Annotated in this window: 12 protein-coding genes; 11 read left to right on the forward strand and 1 reads right to left on the reverse strand. The window is 68.7% G+C overall.

The genetic code is table 11. The features are described from left to right. The first annotated feature begins 1,305 nt into the window (after window positions 1–1,305). The 8 genes from ABZ420_RS04410 (at window position 1,306) to ABZ420_RS04445 (ending at window position 10,915) form a co-directional block, all read left to right on the forward strand. Window positions 1,306–2,946, forward strand: a complete 1,641-nt coding sequence (locus ABZ420_RS04410; protein WP_357116994.1) for a hypothetical protein — start codon at window positions 1,306–1,308, stop codon at window positions 2,944–2,946. 45 nt (window positions 2,947–2,991) lie between these two features. Further along, window positions 2,992–4,458: a PPE domain-containing protein gene (locus tag ABZ420_RS04415; RefSeq protein ID WP_357116996.1), complete on the forward strand. Its 1,467-nt coding sequence runs from the start codon at window positions 2,992–2,994 to the stop codon at window positions 4,456–4,458. A gap of 22 nt (window positions 4,459–4,480) precedes the next feature. Then, window positions 4,481–4,819: a YbaB/EbfC family nucleoid-associated protein gene (locus ABZ420_RS04420; RefSeq protein ID WP_040865450.1), complete on the forward strand. Its 339-nt coding sequence runs from the start codon at window positions 4,481–4,483 to the stop codon at window positions 4,817–4,819. Beyond that, window positions 4,816–5,541, forward strand: a complete 726-nt coding sequence (locus ABZ420_RS04425; RefSeq protein WP_357116998.1) for a hypothetical protein — start codon at window positions 4,816–4,818, stop codon at window positions 5,539–5,541. Before ABZ420_RS04420 ends, ABZ420_RS04425 begins: the two co-directional genes overlap by 4 nt. Further along, window positions 5,538–5,912: a hypothetical protein gene (locus ABZ420_RS04430; RefSeq protein ID WP_357117000.1), complete on the forward strand. Its 375-nt coding sequence runs from the start codon at window positions 5,538–5,540 to the stop codon at window positions 5,910–5,912. Before ABZ420_RS04425 ends, ABZ420_RS04430 begins: the two co-directional genes overlap by 4 nt. A 37-nt stretch (window positions 5,913–5,949) precedes the next feature. Continuing rightward, window positions 5,950–6,270 (forward strand): hypothetical protein, encoded by a 321-nt coding sequence (locus ABZ420_RS04435; protein ID WP_040865452.1) that lies wholly within the window; start codon window positions 5,950–5,952, stop codon window positions 6,268–6,270. A gap of 7 nt (window positions 6,271–6,277) precedes the next feature. After that, entirely contained in the window at window positions 6,278–8,833 is a 2,556-nt protein-coding gene (locus ABZ420_RS04440; protein ID WP_357117002.1) for a hypothetical protein, read from the forward strand. A gap of 144 nt (window positions 8,834–8,977) precedes the next feature. Continuing rightward, the gene (locus ABZ420_RS04445; RefSeq protein ID WP_357117004.1) at window positions 8,978–10,915 is read left to right on the forward strand and encodes a type VII secretion target; all 1,938 of its coding nucleotides are present in this window, start codon (window positions 8,978–8,980) and stop codon (window positions 10,913–10,915) included. A 527-nt stretch (window positions 10,916–11,442) separates the two neighbouring features. On the opposite strand, the gene ABZ420_RS04450 is transcribed toward ABZ420_RS04445, so the two are convergent. Further along, window positions 11,443–12,600, reverse strand: a complete 1,158-nt coding sequence (locus tag ABZ420_RS04450) for a hypothetical protein (RefSeq protein WP_357117006.1) — start codon at window positions 12,598–12,600, stop codon at window positions 11,443–11,445. A 143-nt stretch (window positions 12,601–12,743) separates the two neighbouring features. Here ABZ420_RS04450 and ABZ420_RS04455 point away from each other — a divergent pair, with 143 nt between their 5' ends. From ABZ420_RS04455 to eccA, 3 genes are all read left to right on the forward strand, one after another. Then, window positions 12,744–13,691, forward strand: a complete 948-nt coding sequence (locus ABZ420_RS04455) for a C40 family peptidase (protein ID WP_357117008.1) — start codon at window positions 12,744–12,746, stop codon at window positions 13,689–13,691. 27 nt (window positions 13,692–13,718) lie between these two features. Continuing rightward, window positions 13,719–15,368 carry a hypothetical protein gene (locus tag ABZ420_RS04460; protein WP_357117010.1) on the forward strand — a complete coding sequence of 550 codons (1,650 nt, stop codon included), beginning with the start codon at window positions 13,719–13,721 and terminating at the stop codon, window positions 15,366–15,368. A 511-nt stretch (window positions 15,369–15,879) separates the two neighbouring features. After that, on the forward strand, window positions 15,880–17,640 hold the full coding sequence (eccA, locus tag ABZ420_RS04465) for a type VII secretion AAA-ATPase EccA (RefSeq protein WP_040865457.1): 1,761 nt from the start codon (window positions 15,880–15,882) through the stop codon (window positions 17,638–17,640). The last annotated feature ends 68 nt before the right edge of the window (window positions 17,641–17,708 follow it).

The following is a 17,708-nucleotide window of genomic DNA, read 5'->3' on the forward strand; positions in this document are numbered from 1 at the left end:
CGGCTCCTCCTCCCCACCCCCACCCGACCCCGCACCCGGCGCCTGCTCCACCCGCGGAGCCACCACACCACCCGGCACACCCTCACCCGGAACCGGCGCACCCTGACCAGGCTGAGGCGAACCCGAAACACCCGGCGCACCAGCTTGCCCCGGCTGGACAGACTGCCCCGGCAGCGGCACGCCCGAAACATTCGGCACCCCAGATGGTCCGGTCTGGCTCGACGGTCCAGATTGACCCGGTTGCGCAGCGCTACTCGACTGGCCGGGCTGGTCGGAAGCCGCCTGCGCAGGCCCGGGCGACGGAGTACCCGGCGGTGCAGGTGCGGTCGACCCCTGGCGCGCGCGTGGACTGCCCGGCCGATCTGACCACGGCGTCACGGGTGCCGGAGCCGCCTCGGCCTTCTCTCCGGGCCAAACCTCAGCGGTGGTCATCATTCCCCCCCGGTTCCAAACGGGATACGTAGGGCTGCGGCACGTTGGAGCAGCAGGCGGAAGTTCATCTGCACTATCTCCTCCGTTCGTCGCCGGTGGCTGGAAAGGCCTTGATAGCAACGGCGATTAGTGGACGACAGTGTACGTCCACGGCTATCATCCTGGCCGTTCCGGTCGAGATCTCCGTTCCCATCGGTGGGAATCCTCGACAATGGTGATGTCGAGAGGAACCCTGAGCATGGTCGAGATGCAGCCGCAGACCGCGGTCGTCTCATTGCGCCTACCTGCGGCGACAATCCCCGGCCGGGCTCGATGGGAAACTCACTGCGCGTCGAATAGGTGAAATCGCATGGGTATGTTCGGTTTCGAATGGAAAGATGTCGCATCGGGTGTAGCGAGCGGTGTCGGGTTCGCGTTCGGTGGCCCTGTCGGTTCCGCGATACTCGGTGGTGCGGTCAGTGGCGTCTGGACCGGTATCGAGCGAGGTTCCTTCGAGGAAGGCCTGCAGGCCGGATTGATCGGTGCCGCTTTCAGTGCGATACCCGGTGGTGTGGTCGGTGGCGCAACGAGGGGTCTGGCCGGCGGCGGGCTCAGGGCGTTGGGCGGGAGTCTCCGAGACGCAGGGCAGCTCTTGACACGGCGAGGTTACGGTGGACTTGCAGATCGACTGGCGTTCGCGAGAGCGGGTATGCCCAGATTGGGTGCGGGTGCGGCGGCCGCGGGTGCCGGCAACCTCCTTGCCAGTAGGGGATACGACCTCTTCCATCCCAAACCGCCTGGACCGGATAAGTCAGCGAAGGTATACGAGCAAAATCTTCCGACCAAGATTCTCAATGACTCCACAACGTTCAGCTTTGTCTGAGGAGTAACTCTGTGGACAAGCCGAACGATATGCTGATGCCGGATCGGGAGCAGATAAAGACCGGCAATTACAATCCTGCGTGGGTCCACTCGACGTTCACTGAGCATCGCTTCGAAGACTTCTGGAATTTCTTCAAAAATAGTTATGCCACTTGCGGAAAAGACGACCGGCCCGATCCTCCGGAACCGCCGAAGGTGCAACAAGTCGCCCCGAAGGGTTCTGTCGGGAGTTTCACGAACTACGCGGATGTGGCGGTGAAATTGAACAGAGCGTACAGCGATGTCAGTGAGACCCTCGATGTGCTGGTGAAGAAGTGGGTGGAAGACTCCGCCAAATGGTCCGACGCGGGACGAAAAGCAATCAATAAAGTGATCGATGAAAAAGTCATACCGATGGCGCCTATTGCGCCCGTCGACGGGATAAAAATAGACGACCATCACTGGATCTGGATCACCGACGCCTGTAACAGTGCCAACGCCGAGCTCGAGAAGGTCGCAAAAGGGCAGGGTGACGTCGCAGGTAATATCGACGATCAGACGAAGATGATCAAGGACCTGCAAGATCAGATAAAGAAACTGGAGGCGGCGGCGAACAACCCGGCGGGCACTCCACCTCCCGTCGACGGGTCGAACTGGCCGACGGCCCCTGGCACGCCCGGCACCCCCGACCCGACGATCCCGCCGGCCGTGGACAACAGTGACTTCCCCCCTGGCCTGGACGATCTCGACGACCCGACCAGTCCCAGCACGACGCTGCCCGATCTGGACACCCCCGGTAGCCCCGGCTCGACCGGTCAGACGCCGAGCAGCCTCGACCCCACCGGGACCACGCCGGGCGCGACGACCCCCACCACGCCGAACGTGCCGCAGACCCCCGTCGCGTCGCCGATGGGTTCCGGCATGGACATGATGAGTTCGATGCTGCCGATGATGATGCAGCAGGCGATGATGCGGAACATGGCCGATCAGGACTTGAACAGTCGTCGCAGGGACCTGGATCCGAGCCGCTACGACGACGAGCTCGATGCGGTGGCTCCGCCGCCGGTCGCGCCGCCGGTTACGGCCCAGCCCGCGGTCGCGCAGCCGTCCACGACGGCTCCGGCGACACAGCACACCGGGACGCCCACCGGCACAACCTCTTCCACGCAACCCACGGTGGCGCCGGGCCGTACCCCGGGTGCCGATGGCAGTGTGGAATACACCTTCCCCGACGGACGCACGCAGAAGGTTTCCGCGATGGTCGCCCAAGCCCTGGACGCGGCGTTCGGCAACCGCAGCGCCACCGACGCGCAGAAGGCGTACGAGAAGACGTCGGCGAAGTGGTCGGACAAGAAGCAGATCGGCACTCCCGTCGACCCGTTCCAGCTGATGACCGGGGACGTCGCCGTATGGGAGAAGCGGACCGCGATCCTCGTGGTATTCCCCTCCGAGGATGGCGCGGGCACGCTGGAGGCCATCGTCGACGGCGAGCTCAAGCCGTGCAACCCGCCGGAGATGACCGATAAGGCTGGAGAATTCGGTAGCTTCACCGGGTTCGTGCACCCGAAGGGCATCGAAATGACCGCGCCGGCAGACGGGGGCGCGCCCCCGACGACGCCGGGCTCGGCCGATCAGTCCGCGGCCGCGGCAATGCCGGTTGTCGCGGCGGGCTGATCGTGCGAGCAATGTGACAGCGGCGGATGAGGAGAGGAGGTCGCGATGGCGCTGAATGTGGATCCGCAGGAACTCGTCGCTGCGGCATCGAAACTCGCCGCGATAGCGCGCGACACGGGGGCCGCGATCCCCGGCGGATGGGTCGTGCCCGCGGGCGCTGACCCGATCTCGGCTGCCGCGGTGCCGCAGCTCAACGCGCAGGCAGCATCGCTGCTCAACGGAATGGCCGGTGTTCTCACCGATATCCAGCGCACCGCGTACAACATCGGCGCAGCAGCCGCCGATTACACCGCGGCCGACGACCGCGGCGCACGGACCATCAACGGCAGCGGTGGTGAGCTGCTCGCCAATCCGGTCGGCGATGTACAGGAGATCGGCCAGCGGCGCCCGCCCGCGCTGCGGTTCCCTGTCGCGGGCGGCGCGGTCGACCCGTTGACGTTCGCCCAGCAGCTGCACTCGGGTCCCGGGCCCGGTGCGGCGAAGGGATTCGCGGACGCGCTACGCAAATTCGCCGGGGGCCCCCACCTGGCGGCCATCGAGGGAGTGAATTCGGCTACGAAGTCGATGCAGCACTGGGAACCTGTCGGCACCGCGGCGGCGACCGAACTCGGCCGGCGCCGCGGGTGGCTCGACCAGCTCGGCACCGGTCTGGGGATGCTGGCCGACGGAATCGACACCTACAGTGACGCGTTCCGCACCGCGAAGGCCAAACATCCCACGCCGGAGGAGATCATCGCCGCGCGTAAGGAGCTGATCGCGGCGATGCGCTCCAAGAACGAACTCGGCATCCAGGCCGCCTTGGCGAAATTCAACGAGCAGAACGCTCGTTCGGCGGAGACGATCACCGGATACTCCACCGAAGTCGGCTCCAAGGTCGGAGCGAGTGAAGGTGCCAGTGAGGGCGCGGGAAAGGGCGACGGCAGCGGCGACTCCAGCGCGTTGACCCAGATGCTGCCCGCCCTGATGAGCGCGATGGCCTCGGCCGGAATGCCGCTGAGTCAGCTCGGGCAGTCGGACGCGTCGGACGTCACCGACGACTACGGCCTCGACGAGTACGGCTACGACGACCTCGGCATCCCGAGTGGGCTCGGTACGGGCAGCCCGAGCGGGATGCCGTCGGGCAGCCCTGGCCTCGGCATCCCGGATATCGAGGCGGAAACCGTCGCGGCGACCGCCCTGCCGGTGGCTGCGGCGGCCACCCTGGGGTCGGGCATGCCGCGCGCATCGGTCATCGAACCCCTCGGTACCTCGTCGGCCGCCAACGCCACTGCGGCGCGCGGCGGTTCGCCGATGATGCCGTACATGCCGATGTCGCCGGGCATGGGCAACTCGGGCAGCAACAACGACCGCAACCGGGTCGTGGCGTGGCATCCCGACCGCTTGATGTATGTCGACGACACGCCGCACACCGAAGCGGTGATCGGCGAACGGCCGACCATCGCCCCGACCGTCACCCCCCCGACGCCCGCACCGAGCAACCAGAATCCTTCCCAACCCGGAGGTAACGCATGAGTGAGCACAGCGAGGTGGAGTCGTGAGTTCCATCCACCCGGACGTGCAGGCGGCCTTGGACGCCGCCCGCGATCTCCGGCACCGGATCGCCGAGATGCGGGAGAAGATCGACAACATCCGGGCCCGCAGGCCGTCGCCGAGCGGCGCGGTCATCCCGGAGGTCGACGCGATGGGCAAGTTGACCGATCTCTACCTCGCTCCGGGGACCGCCGCGCGCCTCACCGGCCCGGAACTGGTAGCCGAGATCATGGCCGCCATCCGGGAGAGTACCGCCGATGCGGCGCGGCAGTACCAAAGCGTCATGGAGACGCCCATCGAGGGAACCGAGCCGGTCGCCACCGCTTCGGGGCAATCCGGATGACCGAGCCCGCCCCGGACGTCACCGTCGCCGACACCGTCCGATGGCTGCACGACGAGGGGCTGGTCCGGCTGGCCGGGGTGGCGGAGGGCATCTCGGAGACGATCGTCGCCTACACGATCGACGTCGCCACCGGAACCGTCTCCGCGCATCCCGCCACCGGCGGCGGTGTCGGCGCGGACGTGGTGTCGCTGGCCGCCGACGACCTGCCGTACCCGGTCGGCACTGCCCGGCGTCTGGTGATCGCCGGCGTCACGACCACGGACGCGGTACTGGTGGTCGACCTGGCGGCGACCCTGACGATCGCGATCAACGCCGACCGCCCGGAGCAGACGGCCCGGTCCTGGGTGCTGCAACTGCTGTTGAATCCGGAAGTCACGATCACCACCAACAGCGCGGACGTCGCCATCGGCAGCAGCGCCCGGTTGCGGCAGAGTTTCATTCCGGGCGGCGGCGCGACCCTGGTCAACGTCGACGACACCCGCCCGCCGGTGACGGCGGTGACGTTGAACCCGGCCACCGAAGGTCCCGACCATCTGGACGTGGCCCCGGACGGCACGGGGGAGCTGTATCTCGGTGCCCGGTTCTGGCAGTTGCGCCAGATCATGCGTATCGAGGACGCCGCCTGGTCCGCGCTGGCGGCGCGCCTGGAATCGGTCACCGACGATTCCGATTACCTGACCGATTCCCGCCCCGGCGAACGATTCTCGGAGACCAGCCGATGACCGACATGCACCCGATCCAGGTGGACGACTACGACTTCGATGACGACGACCAGCCGGAGGCCGCGGCACCGGACTGGCGGAACATGACCTACGAGGTGTTCAACCCCGACCACACCGTCGGCGTCGGATGCGACCGGGACGGAGAGATCATCGGCCTGTACATCACCGATGACGCCCGCGACAACGGCGACGAGTGGTTGGCGTCCCAAATCGTGAAGCTCGCGCGGCTGGCGCACGCGAAGTCGCGCGTGGGGCTGCGGGCCGAGATGGAGTTCAAGGGGACCCGTTCCTACACGATCGACTCGTTCGATCTTCCGACCGAGGCGTCGTATCGCGCCATGGAGGAATCCGAGTTCCGACGCGACACCTGAGTTGCCGACCGCCGCAACGGCGAGACAGGACAGCGACATGACCGACGCATTCGATACCGACGACCCGCACGAGGTGGTCGCCGCCGCGCACAAGTTCCGGACCGCTATCGCCACGATCGGCGGCCAGGTCGGGCAGATCAGTGATGGTTTCGTCGCGCCACGGCGACCGGAATCGGAGATCGACCGGCGACTGGTGGCGCACACGCAGTGGATCAAGACGACGTTCGAGCGCGCGGTTCGGGCCAACGGCCGCCGCGTGGACGCGACGACGCAGGTCACCGCCCAAGTGTCCTACACCCACGCCGACGCCGATCGCGCAGGCGCCGCTGCGGTGCGTCGCCGCACCGAATCCATCTGACTCGCTGATGGAACCGGAGCGCCACAGTCCGTACTGGGACGCCATCGTCGGCGACAACTGGCCGGCGATCTCGCCGGGGGACTGGAGTGCGCTGGAACGTCTCGCGCGAGACGGCGCGGGGGCACTGGACTTGCTCGACGCCGAGAGCAAACGCCGCGGCTTCGACGAACATGCCCGCTCCAGTGCCGGTCTGCAACCGATCAAGGACGACATGCTGCGTCAGCGGATGAACCCGCAGGCGTTCGCCGACGCGCTCGAGGCCGCGGCGGACACCTTCCGGGATTTTTCCGACCTGGTGTATCGGACCCGCAACAAGATCTTGGACATCGTCGAGGAGACCACCTCGCGGATCAACGCGACGAGACGCGCGGCCGCGGCGGAAGAGGACGAATCCGATGCTCAGGCCCTCCGTAACCGGATCCCCGGCATGATCGCCGCCGCCAGGGACGACGTGGAGGATGTCGTTCGCGCGGCGCTCGGTTCGATCAGCCCGCAGGGCCTGCCGAGTCTGGGCTTGATCGCCGACGCGCTGGGGCAGCCGGGGCCTTGGGAGCCGGGCCACCGCAGTGCGGACGACCACAGCGGGGACGTCCATCACCAGCACCGGCCCGCGAAGGACCACTCCGGCAATCCACGACATGACGGCTCGCCGCGGACGAATAGGCCGAAGGACGATTTCCCGGTTGCGATGCTCCCGGAGGATGTCGACGACAGACCGGTGACCACCGATCCGTTCGGCCCGCTGTTGCCCGGTGATCCGCTCGGGGAGCGACCCGATCCCATTGCCACCGAAGACAGCTCCGGTCCGCCGTCGACCGGCCCGGTACCGGATCAGTACATCCCCGGCGAAGCGACGACTGTCCCGGTGAACACCGCGCCGGGCGGTGGCCTGGAGGAGGGGCACGGTCTGCCCGCCGCGGGCGTTCCGCCGCGCGGGCAGGTCACCGGCACCGAGCACATCGCACCGGGCAGGGATGCCCCGGTGGACAGCGATACTCAGGATTCGGCCGGTCCGGACGCGCGGGATTCCCATCGGAGCGATCCCGATGTCCCGGCCGAGGCGGCCGAGTCCGCGACCCCGGACCGCTCCGGCACCGTCTCGGCGGCGGAATCGCACGACCCCGCAGCGCCCGAGCAGTTCACCGGTTCCTCCGCGTCCGTGGCCGACCCCGGTACGTCGGTGCCGCCGCCGCTGATCCTTCCGCCACCTGTCGCGGCGCCTGCTTCCACCGCACCGTTCGCACCGTTCGCACCGCTCGCACCGGCTGCCTCGGCCGCTCCCGCTGGACCGGCGGTCTCCGCGCCGGCGGCACAGGCCGGCTCCGGTCCCCCTCCGCAAGTACAGGCGAAGCAGACCGCTCCTCCGCCCGGCGAATCGCGCGGGCCGGTCGCCGCCCCCAAGATCACGGCGGCTAGCGCGGGACCGCCGCCGGGTGCGGGCGGCGCCGCCAAAGCGCAGCCACCGGAACGGACCGAGCAGCGCGCCGACGCGGGTAAGGACGGCGCGGACGACAGCGACGAGTCGATGCGCACTGTGGTCGGTGCGGCCATGACGTCGGCGGCCGCCCCGGCATTCGTCCTCGGCGAGCGGGTGGACGGCGATCTGGTGCTGGCCCGCACGCTGTTGAGCGGGGTGCTGGCGGCGGGCGGTGATGCCGTCCTCGGGCTCGGCTGGGCGGTTTCGGTGATGCGCCATCCCAGCGGCATCAGCGCGTTCGTCACCTCGAACGAGGGCCGCGGCTGGATACCGGCGGGGCTCTACCTGCCGCGTGAGCTATCCACACCGTGGGTGTGGGAGGTGGCCGAGAACGCGTGGGAGGGCGTCGCCGATCCCGCACGCGTGCTGGCGGAGTTCGGGATCGCCTGGGGACGCAGGTCCGGCGCACGGCTGACCGCTATCGCCTCCTCGGCGGACGTCGACGCGGATCTGCGACGGCAGCTTGGTGACGTGCCGATCGAGGGCGAAGTGGCCGCCTCGTCGGCGATGGATTTCAGCGCACCGAAGCCGAGTCTGGCCGATCGCCTCGAATTGGTCGGGGCCGCGGCGCTGGTACGGCGGGCGGCGGCAACACCGGAGTCGCAGATCGGAGTGCGATGCTGGGAGTTGGCCTCGGACGCGCACGCTCGCGTCCACAAGGCCGGTCTCGGCTCGCCTGCCGCGCTGGGCGCGCCCGCGGCACGCGAGCGGATCCTCGGCGAACTGCGGCAGCGCCGCGAGGTGCCGCAGGAATTGTGGGAGGAGCTTCGGGATGCCGACGACCTACTCACGGCGACAATGCTTTCGCACCGCGCCGATGTGTCCAGAGTTGCGCTGGGGGAGCTGCGCGCCGACCAGGCCGACGGCAGGCACGCATCGGAGATGAGCGCGCTGCGCGCCATGGTCTTCGAGCGGCGGTGCGACGAACTCGTGCTGCTGCTCGTTGAGGCGGCGACTCGGCAGACTCTGCGCGACGCGGTGTACGCGCACGCGCAGATCGTGAGTCACCCGGGTTTCGTCGCACCGGCTCCCGCCCCCGCCGAGCCCGCTCGGCGACCGACCATCACGGCGGGGCCGGGCCGCTGAGCGGAAGCCGAACGCCGCGTCGAGTAACACGTCGCCGCATACCGACCCTGGAGCGACCGCGCACCGGGCAACCGTCTCGCACTCCCCACCTCTGGGAAGAATCGACAATAGGGGGACGTGTGGTGGGAAAGGATTTGATCGAGCATGCCGAACAGCATGGAAATCGACCCTGCCGTTTTGCGTCAGCTGGCCGACCAGCACGACCGGGTCGCGCACGACACCAGGGAATGGGCCAAACCGCCCACGGAATGGCTCGCGAACTTCCTGCCCACCTACGGCAAGATCGCCTATCCGGTCTACGAAGCGCTGGAACGGTACTACGACGCCCGGCAACGGGCGGGTGAGGCGCTGGCCAGCGAACACGACCGCACCGCTGACTCGCTGCGCGCGTCCGCGAACGCCTACGAACAATCCGACGAGGATTTCGCCCAGCACATCCGCCAGGTGGGTGGCGTAACCGATCAGCCATCCCCGACGGGGCCCGTCGGAACCACGACCGATCCGTTCGGTTCACACCCCCCGACCGCTCCGTCGGTCTCCGCGCCCGGTGATGGTCCGGCGACGGCCGATCCCACGGCCCAGCCAGTTTCCACCGGGCCCGTCTCCGCCGGACCGGACGGCGCCCAGGTCCAGGACAGCCCGCTCGGTACTTCGCCGGGTGGACCCAACGGGACATCGCCGACGACGGGTACGGGTATGCCCGGCGCGACCGCCGCGCCGACGGATTCGGTAGGCACCAATGGCACCGGCTCGCCGAACGCGGCCGGCACGACGACATCGGGTGGTCCGGCGAGCACCGGCGTCACAGCGCCGACGACAGGGGGCATGCCGCCCGCGGGAGTCGGCCCGCTCAACGCGACCCCGGACGATCGAGCCGCCACGCAGCCGCCCAGCGGCGCGACGGGCCGAACGGACATGCCGCCCATGCCGGTGCCGGTCGCGAGCCCGTTCGCCGCCGCCGTCGCCTCGGCGAAGGACAAGGAGGCCGAACCCGCGTACGTGGTGGGCGGCCAGGTGAACGACGACCTGGTGCTGGCCAAGACACTGCTCGGCAGCGTTCTCGCCGCCGTCGACTCGCCGGTGGGCATGGCCTGGGCTGTCGCGGTGATGCGGGGTCCCGGGGGAACGGGCGTCTTCATCACGTCGAACGAAGGCCGCGGCTGGTTGCCCGCCGGGTTGTTCCTGCCACGCGAGGTCTCCACTCCGTGGAACTGGGAGGAGTTGCTCGCCGCCGACGACGGCGCGGGATCGCCATGGGAGGGCGTCACCGACCCGGCCCGAGTGCTGGCCGAATTCGGCCTCGCCTGGGGCGCGAAGGCGAACGCGAATCTGTCGGCCCTCGTCTCGTCCGGGCCGATCGATCCGGGCTTGCGCTCACGATTCGGAGAAGCGGCGATGGAGGGGCTCGTCAGCCCGTCCTACGACGTCGACCTGCGCGAGTTCACCCCGGATACGGCGGATCGTCTCGGCTTGACCGGTTCGATCGCGGGCCTGGAACACGTTTCGTCGGTACCGGACACCCAGGTGCGGTCGCGCTGTGTGGAACTGGCCGTGGACGCCCACGGGCAGGTCGGCCGGTCCGGATCGGTACCCGCCGAAGCCGCCGCGTCGCGCCGGGTCCGGGAACGGATCCTGGCCGACCTGCAAGCCGGAAGGCCGGTGCCGCGCGAGCTGTGGGACGAACTGCGCGACGCCGACGACCTGCTGGCGGCGTCGATGCTCGGGCAGCGGGTCGACGTGGGCCGGGTGGAGATCGGGCAGCTGCGACTGGACGCCGGGGTTTCGCCGTTGCGCGGCATGGTCTTCGAGCGGCGCTGCAACGAACTGGTCCTGCTGCTGGCGAACGAGCCGACCAGGCAGACGCTGCGTGACGCCGTCTATGCCCATGAACAGATCACGCTGCACCCGCAGTTCGTCTCGACCCCGGCGCCCGTCTCCACCGCCGTACAGCCCGAGCGCGTCGCCCCGCCCGTCTCGGTTCCGTCGGTCACCGCACCGGAAGTCGCCGGAGGGCCGCCGCCTGCCGTCGTGGCCGCGCCCTCGACGCCACCGCCGGCGGTGGCGCCTCCGGAACGGTCGTGAGCGACGCTTCCCGATAGGTGAGCAGGCGGCACATCCGGGTGGCGGCAGGCCCTCGTCCTGACGCGACCCGGATAGTTGCTCTTCCCGATTCGACGTCGAACTGTTCGTAGCTGGGAGGCACGTTTGCGAGGCGATGCGGCCGCGTGACCGGTGACGGCACGAGTCTTGGCAGCCCGCGGACATTCGCCAGGCGGCTGTCCGGCAATGGGTGACGGGCTCCGGTGACGGCTGTGTAACCCTTCGCGGACCGCTTCCGGCAGGTCCGGCATCGCGCTGTGCCTGCGGCAGATCGGTGTCGATGGATCGACCGGGGGCGGCGCCCCGCTCACAGTGCCGACGTGCGGACAGCGATCGTCGGTAAGGCGCTCGCGCCGCGCCGCCTACGGGACAGGTTCCCGCTGGTGCTGAGCTGCGTCCACGCGAGGTGCGCGATCGGTGCAACGCCGGCCGCGCGCAGTCCGCTTCCTTCGGTGCCGAATCGGCGAACAGGCGCAGCCTTCGCCGGACCGGATAGGCGCAGGATCTGGCTACGCCTCGATGACGGGGACGGCTTCCGCTTCCTGATCGTCGACGACCGCCGCATCCTGCGTGGGCTCTCCGCCGGGCCGGTCGGACGCGGCGCGGTCCCTGGTCCGGCGAACCGGTATCACGCCGGGTGCCGTGGTCGTCGCCGGGGCGGCGTTCGGATCGTCGGCCGGTGCGGTATTCGCCGCCGGGGCGGCGGTGACGCCCCCGGGCTCCGCGGTGGCAGGTTGTGCGGCGGGCGGTTGCGCGTTCGGATCGCCCGGGGGCGGGGCGGCAGCGGGCGCGGCCTGATTACCGGGCGGCGGTGCCTGGCCCGGCTGTCCCGGAGCGCCCTTGTGCTCGTTCTCCTCGGCCTTCTTCGCCTTGTCCTCGTCGGCCTTGTGCATCATCTCGGGTATCTGCGAGATCAGTGGCATCGCCGCCATCGGCAGCATCGCGAGCATCGGCAGCAGCGACGACAGTCCTCCGTCACCACCACCCCCGCCGCTACCGCTGCTGCCTGCGGATGTGCCCCCTCCGCCGTTTTGACCGCCGCCGTTCGAGTTGCCCTTTCCTTTGCCGTTGGCCATGTCCTCGTTGAGGTCGGCGATCGCGGTGACCTTGTCGTAGACCGCCTCTACGGCGGCGGCGACCGCCTTGAGCAAGGGAAGCTCTTGAGCGGGCTTGAGTTTGGCGCTGCCCGCGGCCTTCAGCTTCGTGTTCAGTTCGGTCACGATGGTTTTGATGGACCGCAGGGCCTGCACCTGTTCGGCGGCGACCGTGACGGAGGTCTTGACCACCTGATCGTCCATCTGCAGCAACTTCAGCTGCCTGGCCTCGACCTTGTCGACGGTCTTGCGGTATTCGTCGTCCGCCTCGCCCTTGCCGAGGGTTTCGTAGATCGCGGGCTTGAGCAGGTCGTCGACCTTCGGCGGTGGAGTGGTCATGCCACGCCCGAGCAGGTCCACGGCGGTCTGAATGGCGGTGTCGGCCAATGCGATGAAGGCGCGCAGCCCTTCCGACGCACCGGCCGGGCAGTGCAAATCGACCAGCCAGAAGTGCTTGGCCTCGGAGGCGTAGCTCGCCAGGGGGGCGGATGCCGACACCGCCGCCTTTTTGGCTTCGGTATTCGTCGCCGTCGTCACCATGCCGCCGCCACCGCCTCTCAGAAGTTCTCCCATTGTCTCCGCTTCCCGATTCTGGGAAGTGGTTCATAGTTCGATTACCCACCCAGGATTGGGAATACGGCCGGATCGGTCCGGGCGACACAATAACGAGAAGAGTGTGAGAGGCGGTCGGTGATGAGCGATGGCGAGTCGGTCGAATGGCGCAGGCACTGACGAACGACCTGGACGGAGTGCTCCGATCGCTGCTCGCGCTGTACGGCGACGGCCAACCCGCCGGCCAGGCGGCGAGTGCGACCCAAGCGCTCGCCGCCGATCTGCGGGTCGCGTCCGGGGCGGTGGCCGTACGCTACGGCGAGGCGCAGGGCATGCAGCTGTCGATCGCGGAATCGCATGCGGGCAAGGACAGCATCGTCGGCAAGACCGTCGGCGAATCCGGTGACGGAACGGTCAACGGCCGCGGCCGCCTGACCAATCACATCGCGGATTTCCAGAGCCGGATGCAGGCGATCGCCGCGGTGGGCGATACCCGCTTCAGCGGTCCCGCGCTGCTCGATGCCGCGCAGTCCACCATTTCCAACGCCACCAAGCAGGTCGACGCCGATGTCGCCGCCGCACGGCAACAGGCCGCGCAGATCATGCCGCCCGCGACGCCGGCGACCCGGCAGGCCCGGCACGGCGGTGCGCCGCGCAGGCGGCGACGGACGCGCTCGAGGTCCAGGTCCGCTTCCCGGCTGCGCCGCAACAACACGGTCCGCTCCGACGGGACGAAGGGCAGCAACGCGGTGCTGGCCGCCAGCGACTGGCTCGGTACGCCCTACGTCTGGGGCGGGGGCGGCGCCGGTGGACCCAGCGGCGGCGGGTTCGACTGCTCGGGGCTGACGCAGTACGCCATCGCCCAGGCCAGTCACGGCGAAGTGGTGCTGCCCCGAACGACGTACGAGCAGATCTACAGCGGCGTCCGCGTGCATCCCGAGGATGTGCGCCCAGGCGACCTGGTGTTCCCCGCCGGATCATTCAGCACGCGCGGGCCCGAGCATGTGCAGCTGGCCGCCGGCAACGGCATGGTCATCGAGGCGCCCTACACCGGCTCGACGGTGAAGTGGTCGCGTATGCCGAGCGAAGCCGTCGTCGTGCGCGTGCTGTGAGCCGATGATCGGGGAGGAGAGCGCAGCGTGGCTATAGACATCCCCAGCGAGGTCGCGCTCTTCCTCAACATCTGCGGCGTCCCGTACCCGGACATCAACGAGGACGACGTACGCGCCCTCGCCGGGCATGTGCGGACCTTCGCCGAGCAGGTGCAGGGCACGCACGACTCGGCGACCGGCGTGATAGACCAGATGGGGGCGTTCTACTCGGGGGAGTCCTACCAGCAGCTCGTCGCCACGTGGGCGACCATGAGTGCGACGCACATGCGGCAACTCGAGAGTGCGTGCAAGTTCGTGGGGCAGGCACTCGAGGTGGCGGCGACGGTGATCACCGCGGTGAAGGTGGCCGTCCTGGCCGAACTCGCCGCCTTGGCCGCGGCCTACGCCTCGATCATGATCACACCGCCGCTCGCTCCCTCCGCGCCGCTGGTCGCCGCCGCGGCGCGCAAGCTGTGCGAGCAGATGGCGCAGTACCTGATCGGTTACATCGTCGCCGAAGTCATAGGCAAGGCGATCGAACCGCTCGAGCAGGCCATCGATGACATGGTCAAGGGGATCGTCTACGACGCCACCCGCGACGCGCTCGACGTCCCGTCGTCGGGAAAACCCACGCCGCTGCGCATCGACCCGGACGCGGTGCAGCATTTCGCGAAAGTGCTCGACGATCACGCCGACGACATCATGCGGCACGCGGCGACGTTCGCGGAGAATGTCTCGACACTCGACTTCACGACATCGACGCCATTCGATGACGTGCCGCCCACCGCGACGGCCGGCGGCTCTCCCCCCGGACCCGTACCGACCCCGGAGCAATTGATTCGCCGGCACGGCGAACAGCCCGAGGCGCGCTTCGGTCCAGCCGCTGCGGCGGGGCCGACCGTCCTCGACGGACACCGAACCGGTGATGCGCGCGTCCCTGCCGCGATGCGCGAGGCCGCGAGCCCCGCAGCGACCGGGGAACGAGCGGCCGACCGAAACGGAGGCGGCGCGGGTGCGCCGCAGCGGACCGGCGACCGGTCGGCCGCACCCGCCGGGACCGGACCTCGTGATCCGGCATCGGATCCCGGGAAGGTGTCGCCGGTCGCCGCCGTCGCGCCGAACGACGCGAACCCGAACGCGGACCGGCCGGCAGAAGTCGCGAACCCCCGTGCCATATCCGCGCGGGACGGCGTGGACGCCGCGAGGGCGGCCGCTCACGACGCGGCGCCCGAGGTTCCGGTACGCGGAGCGTTCGATTCCGAGGTCCGCCCAGCCGGCTCCGAGTCGGGCGTCGCCGCAGCCGCCGTCGACGTGCCCCCGGTCGACACGCGCACCCCTGACAGTCCCGAGATGGGAGGTCCGCTGACCGGCGCGGCGGCCACTCCTTGGGGACGTGCGGGGCAACCGCCGGGCGCGTCGGATCCTGTTCCGAAGCCGGCGCATCCCGCGAAGGTTCCGCCGAAAGTGCGTCGGCCCGCGGCCACTCCGTGGGCCAAGAAACGCCGGACGCGGGAGGCTCCCGCCGTGGTGCACGCGCCGTCCACGAGGCCGCCGCTGCGTTCGGTGCCGGAAAAGGGTTCCGAAGGAAACGGCGCGGTGAGCGCCGGTGTCGCGGACGCGCCCCCGGCGTCCTCGCGGGTAACGGCTCCGGCGTCCGATCGCGTCGACCCGCCTCCGCCTGAACGAAAAGGCCCGTGACGCAAGAAAACCCATTCCCAGATGCGGGAATGGGTTGCCGAGTCCGAAGGTTGGCAGTGGTAGACGTAGACCATCGAGGCTGCGGCTCTGGTGTCCAACCCCCACAACGGCCGGTGGCCTGCCGGTGCCACCGGCCGTTGCTTTTGGGTTCAGATCGCCGGGATGAGGGACCGGCGATCTGTGTTCAGACAGTACCCTCTTCTGTCGGAACGTTCAATAGCGTGCACCTAAATAGCGGTAAGAATTTTGCGAAAGCCTTGTGACCTGCCGCGCGGCGGCTGGGGGACCGGATCGCGGCTGGCCAGCCGCCGCCGAAGGGGTCGTCTGCAGGCGGATGATTGCCGACTCCGAGGTAAACATACCGTTAACTGACGGCACGTTCAAAATTGGCATGTGATGACCGTGGTGATCGCGGCGCCATACTTCCCACCATTGGGAAGTTGCCGAGTCCGGAGCGTGACCGCCGGAATCTATCGTTCGAGCAGGCTAGATCGGCGGAAGGGAAGTCCGAGTGTCAGCGGCCGAGGACGCGTTCTACACGGGTGTTCAGAATCTTGGGTTGGTCGCCGGTGGCGTGCGCAACGAGCAGCATGCGGCGGCGGCGTTTCGGGCCGCCACCGATCTCGACCCGGACATGTGCGACGCCTGGCTGGGGCGTGCCATGGCGGGGGAGGTCACCTCGGAGGTGATCTACGGCGCCTACCGCTCGGTGCACAATCTCTACCGCGACCAGCAGCGGGCCGGGCTTGTCGATCGCGCGCTGTGGTGCCAGGTCGAGATCGGCATGTACGGACTGCGTGTCGCCATGGCCGACCGCGACCAGATCGCCATCGCGCAGGCGTGCTCGTATGCCGAAGGCGGTGAATGGCAGGAAGCAGCGGCGATTCTCGACGAGGTCCCTCGTGACGACGTCTCCGACTTCGTGCGCATGTCGCTGTACTTCCGGACCAAGCAGTGGCCGGAGGTGCTCTCCCTGCGCACCGCGCGACCGTCACTGGAGGACGGCCTCCTCGACATCGCCGCCGAATTGATGACCGCTCAGTCGCTGGCGCACCTGGGCCGCTTCGGCGAGGCCATGCCGCGCGCGCAGCGGATCGTGGAGGACAGTTCCTCGGGCAGTCTGTCCTACATCTGGGCCGACGCGCACTTCCTGCTCGGCATGCTGATGCGGCACAACGGCGATCACGACGCCGCCGAGAAGGTCCTCAAGGGGCTGCAGGGTTCGGCGCTGTGGCCCGAGCGCGAGGAATGGCAGCGCGCGGTGCGGGACAAGTCGTACCGATTCGAGGTCGCCACCGCGGAACTCATCGCGTCCCGGACCAACAGGTGGGACCCGAAGACGGGTGACGATCCGCGCGAGGCGGCCGCCACGGCGGCGCGGGCGGAGCGCGAGAGTCTCCTCACGGAGGCCTCGGACCTGTTGCAGGCGCAGATCGGCATGGATTCGGTCAAGGAACAGGTCGACCGGCTCAAGTCCGGCGTGCTGATGGACCAGGTGCGCGCCAAGCGCGGGCTCGCCGTGGACTCGAAGTCGCAGCACCTGATCTTCTCGGGTCCGCCCGGTACCGGCAAGACGACCATCGCCCGCGTGATCGCCAAGATCTTCGCAGGCCTGGGTGTCGTGGAGAACGCCGACGTGATCGAGGTGTCCCGCAACGACATGGTCGGCACCCATCTGGGCCATACGGCGCCCAAGACCAACGCGCTGATCGACTCGGCGCTAGGCGGTGTGCTCTTCATCGACGAGGCGTACACGCTGATCCAGGAGGGTCTGTCCGGCGGCGACGCGTTCGGTAAGGAAGCGGTGGACACGCTGCTGGCGCGGATGGAGAACGATCGGGACAAGCTCGTGGTGATCATCGCCGGATACGAGGACCAGATCGATCGGTTCCTCGCGTCCAACGACGGCCTCGCCTCGCGATTCACCAAGCGCATCCGGTTCGCCAGCTACGGCGCCGACGAGTTGGTGCAGATCGCCGAGCACATCGCGCGGAACAAGGACTCCATCCTGTCCGAGCAGGCACGAGAGGTGCTGCGCCTGCGCTGCGAGGAGTTGGCGGGGCAGACCAAGAACGGACGGCGGCTGATCGATCTGGCCGGTAACGGCCGGTTCGTGCGCAACGTGATCGAGGCCGCCGAAGCCGAGCGTGACTACCGCTTCACCAGGGAGAACGCCGACATCGCCGCGATGACCGACGAAGAGCTCATGACGATCGATGCGTTCGACGTCAGCGCGGCGCTGGAGGGCTTGGCGCCGAGCACGCGAGTGTGAGGCGTCCGCTGATCCGATTCCCAGAGTTGGGAATAGGGGTCGTATTCATGCTGTGACCGCTGGTTACG

It is taken from the genome of Nocardia sp. NPDC005745 (assembly GCF_040630775.1).
GTDB lineage: Bacteria > Actinomycetota > Actinomycetes > Mycobacteriales > Mycobacteriaceae > Nocardia.